Origin of the sequence: Neobacillus sp. PS2-9 (genome assembly GCF_030915525.1) — a bacterium.
Lineage (GTDB): Bacteria > Bacillota > Bacilli > Bacillales > Cytobacillaceae > Neobacillus.
Map to the genome: position 1 here is coordinate 2,400,257 of NZ_CP133269.1, position 13,064 is coordinate 2,413,320.

General features: G+C 37.1%; 12 protein-coding genes. 8 read left to right on the forward strand and 4 right to left on the reverse strand.

Features of this window, described 5'->3' with window-relative positions:
- Positions 1 to 13 precede the first annotated feature (13 nt).
- The 3 genes from RCG25_RS12120 to RCG25_RS12130 form a co-directional block, all read right to left on the reverse strand.
- Positions 14 to 829 (reverse strand): cytochrome c oxidase assembly protein, encoded by an 816-nt coding sequence (locus RCG25_RS12120; RefSeq protein WP_308083897.1) that lies wholly within the window; start codon positions 827 to 829, stop codon positions 14 to 16.
- Between the two features lies 1 nt (position 830).
- Positions 831 to 1,328: a DUF2243 domain-containing protein gene (locus RCG25_RS12125; RefSeq protein WP_308083898.1), complete on the reverse strand. Its 498-nt coding sequence runs from the start codon at positions 1,326 to 1,328 to the stop codon at positions 831 to 833.
- Between the two features lie 142 nt (positions 1,329 to 1,470).
- Entirely contained in the window at positions 1,471 to 2,451 is a 981-nt protein-coding gene (locus tag RCG25_RS12130; RefSeq protein ID WP_308084166.1) for a 2-hydroxyacid dehydrogenase, read from the reverse strand.
- Positions 2,452 to 2,678: 227 nt separating this feature from the next.
- Here RCG25_RS12130 and RCG25_RS12135 point away from each other — a divergent pair, with 227 nt between their 5' ends.
- The 6 genes from RCG25_RS12135 to RCG25_RS12160 all read left to right on the forward strand — a co-directional run bounded on the left by RCG25_RS12135 (position 2,679) and on the right by RCG25_RS12160 (position 10,136).
- A complete protein-coding gene (locus RCG25_RS12135; protein ID WP_308083899.1) occupies positions 2,679 to 3,680 on the forward strand; it encodes a TAXI family TRAP transporter solute-binding subunit in 1,002 nt (333 codons plus the stop codon).
- A gap of 83 nt (positions 3,681 to 3,763) precedes the next feature.
- On the forward strand, positions 3,764 to 4,297 hold the full coding sequence (locus tag RCG25_RS12140) for a DUF1850 domain-containing protein (RefSeq protein ID WP_308083900.1): 534 nt from the start codon (positions 3,764 to 3,766) through the stop codon (positions 4,295 to 4,297).
- A 34-nt stretch (positions 4,298 to 4,331) separates the two neighbouring features.
- Positions 4,332 to 6,239 (forward strand): TRAP transporter permease, encoded by a 1,908-nt coding sequence (locus RCG25_RS12145; RefSeq protein WP_308084167.1) that lies wholly within the window; start codon positions 4,332 to 4,334, stop codon positions 6,237 to 6,239.
- A gap of 358 nt (positions 6,240 to 6,597) precedes the next feature.
- Positions 6,598 to 7,794: a cell division protein FtsZ gene (gene ftsZ, locus RCG25_RS12150; protein ID WP_308083901.1), complete on the forward strand. Its 1,197-nt coding sequence runs from the start codon at positions 6,598 to 6,600 to the stop codon at positions 7,792 to 7,794.
- A 232-nt stretch (positions 7,795 to 8,026) separates the two neighbouring features.
- Complete coding sequence (locus tag RCG25_RS12155; protein ID WP_308083902.1) at positions 8,027 to 9,013, forward strand: proline dehydrogenase family protein; 987 nt, start codon at positions 8,027 to 8,029, stop codon at positions 9,011 to 9,013.
- Between the two features lie 277 nt (positions 9,014 to 9,290).
- Entirely contained in the window at positions 9,291 to 10,136 is an 846-nt protein-coding gene (locus RCG25_RS12160) for a hydrogenase small subunit (protein ID WP_308083903.1), read from the forward strand.
- Between the two features lie 54 nt (positions 10,137 to 10,190).
- On the opposite strand, the gene RCG25_RS12165 is transcribed toward RCG25_RS12160, so the two are convergent.
- On the reverse strand, positions 10,191 to 10,607 hold the full coding sequence (locus RCG25_RS12165) for a hypothetical protein (RefSeq protein WP_308083904.1): 417 nt from the start codon (positions 10,605 to 10,607) through the stop codon (positions 10,191 to 10,193).
- A 284-nt stretch (positions 10,608 to 10,891) separates the two neighbouring features.
- Between RCG25_RS12165 and RCG25_RS12170 the strand changes: the two genes are divergently transcribed.
- Together RCG25_RS12170 and RCG25_RS12175 are read left to right on the forward strand one after the other, a co-directional pair.
- Positions 10,892 to 11,890 (forward strand): VanW family protein, encoded by a 999-nt coding sequence (locus tag RCG25_RS12170; protein ID WP_308083905.1) that lies wholly within the window; start codon positions 10,892 to 10,894, stop codon positions 11,888 to 11,890.
- A 75-nt stretch (positions 11,891 to 11,965) separates the two neighbouring features.
- Positions 11,966 to 12,985: an alpha/beta hydrolase gene (locus tag RCG25_RS12175; protein WP_308083906.1), complete on the forward strand. Its 1,020-nt coding sequence runs from the start codon at positions 11,966 to 11,968 to the stop codon at positions 12,983 to 12,985.
- The last annotated feature ends 79 nt before the right edge of the window (positions 12,986 to 13,064 follow it).

Sequence of the window (13,064 nt, forward strand, 5' to 3'; positions counted from 1 at the left end):
TATATGTTTATAATTACTTTGTCTCAAATGAGTGGTTATTTTGGTTGTTAACCATTCTTTGTGGCCGAGTGGCTTTGTACCATTGGAAGCAAAGTATGATGATAAGTATTAGGTCAATAGCATCTCCCCCATAGTACATAAGTATTGCACCGGATTCTGCCTGATTCGCGGAAATTCCTTGCGGGGGATAAGCATAAATGTACTTGGAAAGGACATTGTGACCGGTTAAGGCCAATACCAGTACCATGGCTCGATAGGCAAAGCTTGTCCGGTGTGGTGTTGGATCTATATTGATAAATGCCGAAGTAAAGGCAAAACCAGCGAGAAATACATGAAAATGTACTACCACGTGGAGCAAAATACTTTGTTGCATTGAAATGTATAGACTGCTAGTGTACAATACCCAAAGTCCTCCCATATTGAGGAGGGAGGCAATAATTGGGTTATTAATAAATCGGATCGGTGCAGTTCTTAAAATCTTTGAAAGGGTACGAGCTGTTCTTACATTTATCGTTCGGAAAACAAGTGTCAAAGGGGCTGCCAGTACCATTAAAAGTGGAGCCAGCATCCCAAGAAGGAGATGACCAATCATGTGCACATTAAAGTACATATGACCATAAACACTGATTGGCCCAGCAACTGCCCCCATAGCGCAGGAAACTCCGACAAACCATAAAACAACACGGTAAACAGGCCATGTCTTATGCTGGCGAATGGTTAAGAACACAAATACAAGATAGATAACTAATAACAAAACAAAAGGCATTGCTAATAGCAATTGGAGCGAAAAATTCCCCATAGGTTCTTCCATGTGATGATTGGAATGCATACTAACTTGCAGCCCCCCTGATTTTTTTTGCACTGCGGATGACAAGAACGATCCCTATTATAATCATAATGATAGAAGTAATATGCCAAACCATGTCGTAGGGCAAGATTGGGACATTATAACGAATTTGGTGAAGTCGCATCAGTTTATGCTGAATCGTACCATCATAAAATTGAAACCCTCCAGCACCGAGCAGTACTCCTCCCATCCACCTCATTGGTAACCATGCATTTCTTCGCCGAAAGTCAGCCAACATAAACAACCCACCCACTGTGGCAAACCAACTAAACGCGTGGAAAAAACCATCTGAAACTAGACCGATTGCTTTTGTTGATTTATCGTAAAAATGGTGCCAATGCAGCAATTGATGAAATACCGTTTCATCAATACAAGCAACTAATCCAATTCCGAATAGAATGCCAGACCATAGATTACGATTTATGTATATAGAACGGGTGGGCCCGTTTGAAATGTCTTTTGGATATACATTTTTCTCCATAAGTTCCTCCGTAATTTACTAAATTACTAATATTTTCTCCTAAATATAATGAAGTAATCACTATTGGGGAAAATTCCAATCATAAAAAAGCCATCGAATACTAAAAATGAAACTTAGTATACGACGGCATTATATTGACTTACTATACTCCTTTAAACGCTTCAGGATTTACTATATTCTTAGGTCGTTTTCCTGTTAGGCCAGCAAGTATATTTTCTACAGCTAAATTAGCCATTTTCAATTCGGTTTCAAAGGTAGATGATCCGATATGCGGAGTTGTGACAACATTAGGGAATTGAAGAAGTGGATGGTTTTCATTTATGGGTTCTATTCGGTAAACATCCAATGCTGCACCATATATCTCTTTTTTTCTCAGTGCCTCAATAAGAGCAGATTCATCGACTGTTTTTCCACGGGAACCATTTACAAAAACACAAGAATTCTTCATTAACTTAAATTCACGTTCACCAATTAAATTCTCTGTATCAGGTGTAAGTGGGGTCATCAAACAAACAAAATCTGATTCCTTTAGGAGTGTATCAAGGTCACAATATGTAGCATCATATATTTCCTCAGCTTCAATATTACGGCTGCGATTATGATACAAAATTTTCATATCAAATCCCAAATGTCCTCGTTTAGCTATTGTTGAGCCGATTTTTCCCATTCCAATAATCCCCAATGTTTTATGATGGACATCAATGGCAAATTGATCGGTTGTTAAATGTCCTTTCCACTTTCCATTTTTCACGAAGCGGTCTAATTCCGAAATGCGTCTTGCTGCTGTAAGGAGAATCCCGAATATTGCATCAGCCGTTGTATCTTCTAATACGCCAGGAGTATTTGTTCCCATTACCCCACGCTTTGTCATCTCATCGAGAGATAGATTATTAAAACCAGTAGAGTTATTTGAGACAATTTTTAACAGAGGGGCATGTTCTAGTAATTCCTTGTCAACAGGAAGGGCTAGACCCACAATACCTTCAGCCTGCTTAAGTGCATGTAAAAAAGCAGAGTCTGTTTTGGGGTTAATTCCGTCAAAAAATTCCACTTCGAAACGATTATCAAGTTGTTCAAGAGCTTCTGTTAATACAAAGTTATAGGCTATTATTTTTCTTTTCATCAAAAAGGGAACCCCTGTTCTTATGCATATTTTATATCTATAACTTGACATAGAATGTGGTGTGAGTCAACCAGTCTCATAGAAAGGAATATGATTATTATGAAAAAAAAGGGGTAGTATTTTGTTTTAGGACTAAAGTACCAACTTTGTAATAAATGGAAAGTTTGTACCTCTTTTTTAATAAGTATGGATACGAGAAAGTAATTTAATAAAGGGGGAACTTTTAGTTGAAAAAGAAAAGGTTAAATCTTTCGATGGTCTTTCTTTTAACCATGTCTATGATTCTCGCAGCTTGCGGCAGTAAGGATGAGGGGGGAGAAAAAGAGGGAACAGGAGGAAAACAGACAGAGGAAAAACCAAAATTTATTAGTATTCTTACAGGTGGTACAGGTGGTACCTATTATCCGTTAGGTGGGTCGTTTGCAAAAATCATTAAGGATGCAACAGGAATTGAAGCAAATGCGGAAACCTCTGGGGCATCTGCGGAAAATATGACAACTCTTAAAAAGGGCGATGGCGAAATTGCATTTACCCAAACAGATATTGCTTCATATGCAAATCAAGGGAAGTTGATGTTTAAAGATAATAAGGTAGACAATGTCAAAGCAATTGCTACTCTATACCCTGAAACGATACAACTAGTAACAACGAAGAAATCCGGGATTAAATCCGTCGAAGATTTAAAAGGGAAAAAGGTATCCATTGGTGCTCCTGGATCTGGAACTGCTGCGAATGCTGAACAAATTCTTGAAGTGCACGGGATGACCTTAAATGATGTAAAGAAACAAGACCTATCCTTTGATGAATCCACACAAGGAATTCAAGATGGTACCATTGATGCAGCATTTGTTACAGCAGGTACACCAACAGGTGCTGTTGAAGGACTTTCGGCAACTGAGGATGTAGTCATTATCCCGATTGAACAGGACAAAATTGATGCCCTTATCAAAAAGTATCCTTATTATGTAAAGGATGAAGTGCCTGCGGGTACGTATGGTTTAAAGGATAAGGTAACCACTGTCGCTGTTCAAGCAATGTTAGTGGTAAGAAGTGATCTTTCTGAAAAAGTAGTCTACGATATTACGAAGGCCATCTTTGAAAATCTAGACCAAGTAACACATGCAAAAGGAAAGTTAATAAAAGTTGAAAATGCGCTAAACGGCGTAGGAATTGACGTTCATCCGGGTGCACAAAAATATTTTGATGAAAAGGGTGTTAAGGCACCTTAATAATATTGTTCGTATTGGTGTGTGACCGGCAGCACTGTAGCTTGCCGGTCTCACTTTCTCCATATCTTAAAAAAGGAGTGTATATGAGACGGAAAAAGTTATTACTAAGTATCATCTTGCTAGCATCCTGCTTTTTTATTGCTATTACTCTCATAGTGTTTATACCACTAAAGCTAGCGATTGTTTTTCAACCATTTCATTCCTATGCCAAGCTAGCTTATATTCCATTAAAAGGTGAATCTGAGTTCCAGATCAAATATACACACTCGATCCATTTAACAGATGTAGTCGAAAGCTACAAAATTACAACAAGTCAGCAAATACAACAGTATGAGCTGATGTATGAGGATTTTTCGATTGGTATGCCCTCTAATGCGGAGGTAGGTGAAACATTTGAACAACAAAATGGAAAATATTACATCAAAAATATGAAACGAGTCTTTCCTTATTTTTATTTACGAATTGGCCAGGTTCGGGCTAATCATCGGGTGATTTTTCAAAGCAACGAATATCCTCTATCCCGAGCCATAAAACCTGGTACTTCTGTCAAAGTAGAGGTACGAAAGATAACCTTTTTTCAGCAATGGAAAGGAGTGAATATCCTTGAGTCACTATGAAGAAGCACTTTCTGAAGAAAAACAGCAGGAATTGATGGAGAAGTATGACCCAGAAGCTGGAACTAGGCAGTTGACGGGTGTATTTGGCTGGATTGCCTTTTTGGGTTTATTAGCATTTTCCCTATTTCATCTCTATACTGGCATATTCGGAGTGTTAACCGCTCAACTTCAACGATCTATCCATTTAGGATTCGCCCTTGCACTTATTTTTTTACTTTTTCCAGCTCGTAGAAAAAATAGAGGCAAGGAACACCGTGTAGTTTGGTATGATTTAATATTGGCCATATTTTCTGTTATCGTCGGTATTTATTGGCCATTGATGATGGATGATTTGGTTCTACGCGCAGGAAATGTAACCAATCTTGATTTTTATGTTGGACTTGTTGCAATTTTATTAGTATTAGAAGCAACGCGTCGTGCGGTTGGCTTGCCAATTACAATTATTGCTGTAATTTTTATGGGGTATGCTATTTTCGGCCCTTATATGCCAGGATTCATTGCCCACCGAGGCCTGGATCTCGAACGATTAGTCCAAACAATGTTTTTTACCACTGAAGGAATATTAGGCACTCCAATTGCAGTTTCTTCCACTTTTATTTTTCTTTTCCTCCTTTTCGGTTCTTTTTTAATAAAAACAGGGGTTGGTGAATATTTTAATGACCTTTCCATTGCGATTGCTGGCAGGAGCGTTGGTGGCCCAGCGAAAGTCGCTGTTTTCTCTAGCGCTTTACAGGGGACGATTAGTGGAAGTTCTGTTGCAAATGTGGTTACCTCAGGCGCCTTCACTATACCTATGATGAAAAATCTTGGCTACAAGAAGGAATTTGCCGGTGCAGTGGAAGCTTCATCTTCAACAGGTGGCCAATTAATGCCACCAGTAATGGGTGCTGCTGCCTTCTTAATGGTAGAATTCATCGGTGGTGGAATAAGCTATTGGGATATTGCAAAGGCTGCAGCAATTCCAGCGATACTTTATTTTACCGGTATATGGATTATGACACATTTAGAAGCGAAGCGAATTGGGCTAAGAGGGTTAACAAAGGAAGAAATGCCAAATCGGAAAGAAGTGCTTAAAAAGCTGTATTTGCTGCTACCAATTATCGCAATTATCATACTCTTAATGTCTGGTATGAGTGTGATCCGCTCAGCCTTATGGTCAATTGTAATAACTGTTTTGGTAAGTGCGTTCAGAAAAGATACTAGGATTGGTTTTAAAGGAACAGTTGATGCATTGGTAGATGGAGCGCGGTCCGCACTGGGAGTTGCTGCAGCCACTGCAGCCGCAGGGATTATTGTTGGAGTGGTGACAAAAACGGGGTTAGGCTTAAAAATGGCAAACGGTTTGCTAGATTTAGCGGGAGGCGCTTTATTGCCAACATTATTTTTAACAATGATTGCAGCGCTTATCTTAGGAATGGGATCTCCAACGACAGCAAATTATGTGATTACATCAACGATTGCAGCACCAGCTATTATCTTATTAGGTGTACCTGATTTATCTGCTCATTTATTTGTGTTTTACTTTGGTATCGTGGCAGATATAACCCCTCCTGTTGCCTTAGCTGCATTTGCTGCAGCAGCCATTTCTGGAGGTGAGCCGTTTAAAACTGGTGTTGAGTCGTCAAAACTTGCTATTTCAGCTTTTATCATTCCTTATATGTTTGTTTTATCACCGCAATTGTTAATGATTGATACAACATGGACGTATCTTATTTGGGTGGTATTTACAGCATTTATTGGGATGTTTGCCATAAGTGCTGGAGTAATTGGGTACTGGATGAGAAAAATGTTCTGGATTGAAAGGATAGTAGCTATAATTGCTGGATTGTGTCTTATATATCCAGAAAAGATTAGTGACATCATTGGGCTAGTTTCATTTGGAATCTTGTTGGGTCTTCAATTCTTCCATAAAAGCGAAAAAATGCGACAAACAGGAAAATAAAGAAGGATGTTAATACTTTTAAGATTGGAATAAAAATAGGTAAAGCCCTCAATTAATTTGAGGGCTTATTTGCTATTAAAAATATTTAAAATTCTTATTACTTACCGTTCAATATGACTAATTGTCCAAATTTCGACATTTCCTGTTGGAACCTTTACCAAAGTTTAGTAGAATAGTAGGAAAGATAAAGTGTAAAACTATTTCTGATAGGGCAACTTTCTCACTATATAAAATACCAGTATAGTTTGCTAAAATAACAATAAGTAGAATAGATTTCTACAAAATACATAGTAACAAAGTCTATGATGAATTTTTTGAATAATGTGGCAATGTAGTAGCCGAGTAGGAGGAATTATTAATGTGGGATTTTAATATGGATATAGATCAGGTAGCTAGAATTAAAGTAATAGGTGTTGGTGGAGGAGGAAACAATGCCGTTAATCGAATGATTGAGGCAGGAATTCAAGGTGTGGAATTTATAGCAGTTAATACTGACGCACAAGCTCTCAATCTATCAAAAGCAGAGATTAGGATGCAAATTGGTGCTACATTGACAAGAGGATTAGGAGCAGGTGCAAATCCAGAAGTAGGTAGGAAAGCAGTGGAGGAAAGCAGGAGTCAACTGCAAGAGGTGTTAAAGGGTGCAGATATGGTCTTCGTAACAGCCGGTATGGGCGGAGGAACTGGAACAGGTGCGGCTCCTGCAATTGCCCAAATTTCCCGTGAACTTGGGGCACTAACTATTGGAGTAGTTACACGTCCGTTTGGATTTGAAGGAAAAAAACGTGCATCAAACGCTCAAAGTGGAATCGATTTAATGAGGAAAGCGGTTGACACTCTTATCATTATTCCAAATGATCGTTTATTACAAATTGTAGATAAAAAAACACCGATGATCCAAGCCTTCCGAGAAGCAGATAATGTTCTACGCCAAGGTGTACAAGGGATTTCCGATTTGATTGCAGTTCCTGGATTAATCAATCTTGATTTTGCTGACGTAAAAACGATCATGTCTAATCAAGGTACAGCTCTAATGGGGATTGGAGTAGCAAAGGGCGATGGACGTGCGGTGGAAGCGGCCAAAAAGGCAATTTCTAGCCCATTACTCGAGACTTCAATCAATGGTGCTCAAGGAATATTAATGAATATTACCGGAGGAACCGATTTAAGTTTGTATGAAGTTCAAGAGGCTGCAGACCTTGTTGCTTCTGCAGCAGACCATGAATTAAACATGATTTTTGGTTCAATTATTAATGAAAATTTTAAAAATGAAATCATGATAACGGTGATAGCGACAGGCTTCTCAGATGAACAACCTTCACACAAAAATGTGTCATCTGTTCCTTCAAGGGAAGGGAAGTCTAGACCACAGTTTGGAACCCTTCAACCTAAACAGGAACCATATGTCCGTGAGGAATCGGTTGTTGATAACAGTCGACAGTTGAAGGAACAGGAAGAACCGAAAAATGATTATAGTCATCATCAAGTTCATGAGTCAGACGATTCACTTGATATTCCAACATTTTTACGAAATCGGAATAAAAGGAATAGATAGCCTTAGTTTGGGTACAAATAGAAGAGAAATAGAAGTTGAAAGAATAATAGCGAGCTCATTTCTATTATAGAAATGAGCTTTCCTTGTGGGATATCATCATATATTAGTCATGAAAATTGAACAAAAACCCAGCCAAATTCTTCGACATTAAGTTGGAATATTCGCAAAATAAATTTTATTGAAAGCGTATGCTATAATGATGATATAAAAATCACTGCAAGGAGTAATCGCTATGTTGAAAGATATTTTTATGAGTTTATCTCAAAACCAATTTCTAAATAGTGCTGCTAAAAAATATGGTTTAAAAATGGGGGCACAAAGTGTCGTTGCAGGAACGAATATTGAAGAAGTTATTAAAAGTATAAAAGAGCTGAACTCACACGGAATTTCTTGTACAGTGGATAATTTAGGAGAGTTCGTTTTTAATGAAGAAGAGGCAAATGCTGCAAAAGAACAAATCCTTAATGTAATTGAAGCGATTCATGAACATAAAGTGGATGCGCATATTTCTTTAAAACCTACTCAATTGGGCTTAGATATTGAATATTCTTTCTGTTTAAATAACTTAAGAGAAATTGTTGATCTAGCAAACCGTTATGGTATCTTTGTAAATATAGATATGGAGGATTATAGTCATTTAAGTCCTACATTTGATTTACTTGACGATCTTTCTTTAGAGTACGATAACGTTGGAACAGTTATTCAGTCTTATTTCCATCAGGCGCAAGAATATATAGAAAGATATAAAAATTATCGCATCCGAATTGTAAAAGGTGCGTATAAAGAATCACCAGAAATCGCTTACCAAGATAAAAATGATATTGATGCTAATTTTATTAAAATATCTGAATGGCATTTATTAAATGGTAAATTTACATCAATTGCTACTCATGACCATAGAATAATAAACTACTTAAAGGATTTTGTTAAAAAGAACAATATCCCAAATGACAAGTACGAGTTCCAAATGTTATATGGATTTAGAAAAGAGCTGCAATTAAAGTTGGCAAGTGAAGGATACAATTTCTGCACATATGTTCCTTTTGGTAATGACTGGTATGGATATTTCATGAGACGTCTAGCTGAACGGCCACAAAACTTAAATCTTGTTGCTAAACAAGTTTTCAACAAAAAAACAAATACAATTATTGGTGTAGCAGCAGGTGCATTCTTATTAGGTAAAATGACTAACAAGCAAACCAAGAAAAAAAGAAAATAATACAGACAAAATCCTCCCATCAAATTGATGTGAGGATTTTTTATTATCGAATTGACCATATATATTCTAAAGAATTTATCGATGGTCCCATTTAAGGAAATGTACATTTTATTTTTTACATAGTGAAATTAGGAATAAGAACTTTTTTTAAACGTTTGTCAAACTCATGGACAATAATGTATTTACACAATACACTTCAATTATAAGGAAAAATAGGAGTTGTCATTCGAATATATGTGAAATGCTGAACAATATTTAAATAGAGGAGATTTCTTTTATGACTCAATATAATTGGTTAGAGGCAATCAATGTTAATGAAGATATGCTGATTAAAACAAAACAGCGTCTTCCGGTTATATGGATTAGTGCACTAGATTGTACTGGTTGTAAGGAAGCGTTTACCCGATCATTTGAACCAACTACCTTGGACACAATCCTCAATTTTATCTCATTAGAATACAGTGAACTCCTTTCTGTGGCCAGTGGGGATCGAGTAGAAGCCCATAAGGAATCCATTTTTGAAAAATATAGTGGAGAGTATATCCTTGCAATTGAAGGTAGTATTCCAGGCAGTGATGAGTTTCTTATGATTGGGGGTAAATCTGTTAGAGAGAAAATTATCCATGCAGCTAAACGTGCTAAAGCAGTTATTGCATTTGGAAGCTGCTCTGCTTGGGGTGGAATTCCAGCTGCAGGAAAAAACCCGACCAATGCTGTTGACATCAGAGCAATCATTCCCGAGGAAGTACCTGTTGCACTTGTTCCCGGCTGTCCCCCTATTCCGGAGGTTATTATAGGTACATTATTACATGTTCATTTTCATGGTAAATTGCCAGAACTTGACAAAAAACTGCGACCTAAAGTGTATTATCAAACTACTGTGCACATGGCTTGCCACCGCAAACCTTATTTTGATCAAAAATTATTTGCAGAATCTTATGATGATGAAGGAGCTAGGAAGGGGTATTGTTTATTTAAAATTGGCTGCAAGGGTCCAACTGCTTTCAATGCTTGTGAATCAATGGGGTATGACCGCTGTATTTCTGCGGGATTTTCGTGTATTGGCTGTTCTGAAAGAGGATTCTGGGACAAAGGAGGATTTTATGGCAAGCGAAAAAAGTAATCAATCTGGATTAAAAAAGGCACCTAGCCTTTGTGGTTATTACAATCACAAAGGTTAGGCACCAGGTTTTACGGCATTATAAGAAAAATTAGTATCATCCCATTGGAATATGCCTTCTTGAAGCTTTATTCTAAGATCGAAGGGACACGTAGAGGGGTTTATGTTTGACTCTTCTTCTCCAGTGGTCATTTGCTCCAATATTAGTTGCTTGAAACGAAGTAAATCTGTTTTAGATGCAATCCTAATGATTCGATCTAAAGTAATACTTTTCTCACTGATTCCATGACAATTACAAATACTTGTTTGAAAACCTTTATTAAACTGAATCATCATGTGTAAATCATTGATACTCGCAACCCCAAAAACCTCTTTTATTACATCCTCATAACGTAGCTGTTTCCCAGTTGCAAATTTAATCATATTCCTCTCAGGATTTTCTAAGAAATAAACCGTTTCAATCGAACCGTCCATGTATAGCACCTTTTTTCCAATTATTTTTCTATCTTAATGAATTAAGAATGGTGGTGTAGTTAGAAACCTTCTTGTATAACAACGCTCATTCTAATCCCTTCTATTCTTATTATACCATACTTTATTATGGGTGACGGAAAAGCAATCGGATTGTATCGATATAGCCACAGTAATAATGACATGCCTTGACGAATAAAATGGGTGAATGGAATTGAATCCCATAGTGATCAATAAATTGGGATTAGAACACCACTGAATAACTAATAAGAGGAGTAGTTGGGGCAATGAGCAAACGAAATTGGGCTATTTCAATTTTTGTCATTAGTAGTCTGATAGGATTGACGGGGTGTACAGAGGGAACAACAAAAGAGGTGGCACAGGAAAAAAAGGTAATACAACCTCAAAAGCAATCCGAAAAACAGCCGAAAGAAGAACCACCGAAGGTAGAGGAACCTAAGCAAATTGTTGTTAATGTCATTGACCCGAATACGAAAACAATTATTAAGAGCTTTATTCCGAAAGATATGGGGTTTGAAAACAACAAAGAGACCTACAAAAAGGAAATTGAAAAATGGGCTAAAGATTTGGCGAGAGGAACTGAAACATCAACGGGGTATGACCAGCGAATGGTACTCGATAAAATTGATGCAAATGGGCAAATCATTAAGGGAAAACCGAAAGTGATATTAGAGGAATCGGAATTAGTAGAAAAGGTTATGGCCGCATCTCTTATTGGTGGAGACATTGAACTGCCTTTGTACGTTACTGAAAGTGGCTATAAGCCTGAGGAAATCTCTCATTTAGGAGAAGTAATAATAGGAAAATTTACTACAAGATTTAATAGCGGAGTGGTGGGGCGTTCAAAGAATATCGAGTTATCAGCACAAGCTATCAACAATATCATTGTTGGATCCGATGATATTTTTTCCTTTAATACTACGGTTGGACCTAGTGATGCTGCACACGGATATCAAAAGGCAAAAGAAATTGTAAATAAAAAAATGGTAGATGGGATTGGTGGAGGAATTTGCCAGACTTCTTCCACGTTATTTAATGCAGTGGATTTATTAGCAGTAACCTATGTAGAAAAGCATCACCACTCATTATCCGTTGGTTATGTTCCTGCCGGTCGTGATGCGACAGTGTCATATGGTGGCCCAGATTTTCAATTTAAGAATACAACAGGATATCCATTTTTAATAAAAGCAATTTATGGAAAAGGCACCTTAACTGTGGAAGTAAGAACATCAGCTGCTTATCAAAACCTCATAGCAAAGAGATAAAAAAGAACACAAAAGGTGACAGCGATTGCTTGTCACCTTTTATTGTATAATAGTATTAAAGAGAGGTGGTAAATAATGGTGTTACTTTTTAAAAAAAGAGAGTTCAGGATCGCAACTTCCGGGATAGATTCTGTTGAGAAAGTAAGATTGGGCGGAGTGGAACAGACCGTACTAATTCAGGCAGAAAATCCTACAAAACCAGTTCTGCTTTTTATTCATGGAGGACCGTGTATGCCTGTTCCAGGTGTAGTCTCTCGAGGTCAAGATTATGCCGTGTCTACTACAACTAAAGAACTCGTTAAACACTTTGTTGTTGTGTTTTATGATCAACGAGGTGCAGGAAAATCTTATGATAAGAATACACCTGCTGGATTTATGAGAGTCGAGCAATACATTACTGATTGCAATGAATTAGTAGATGTACTCAGAAGTCGCTTTAACCAAGAAAAGATATATTTGGCCGCCCATTCATGGGGCTCCATTATTGGATTAAATATGGCCTTAAGATATCCGGAAAAACTTCATGCCTATATTGGTATTTCACAAATTTTAAATTGGACAAATAATGATAAACTCTGTTATGACTGGGTTGTAAATAAAGCAAAACAAGCCAATGATCAAAAGACTTTGAAGAAACTGTATGAATTAGGACAACCTCCCTATCTCAAAGTAAAACAATGGACCGAATTTCGCCGACCGCTAATTAAATATAATTCTATGGTATATAAAAGTGAAACGGTAAAACATCCAGGTATGATTGGAGGGTTAAAACAATTTTTTACTAGTTCTGAGTATTCCTTAATGGATATTTTCCATTCCTTTTATAGTGCCTATAATCTTACATACACCCAAGAATTAATCGAGGATTTTGCAAAAATAAATTTAAATCAACTAAAAAAAGTAGAAACTCGAATTGCATTTTTACATGGTACAAAAGATGCTCATGTAGAAGGGAAACCGGTGGAAACATTTTTTAATAATCTAGAGGCACCACTTGGAAAAGATATGGTTTGGTATGGAAATTCATCGCATATGTTTCATCCGGATGATGCTAGAATGATAGAAAAATATATTATCGATTTTGCTCATGCGTAATTTTTGAATGGCAGAGCAATGAGGTTCTAGGAAACCACGTGTATTTTATACGTGGTTTTTATGACGATTTTATACATAT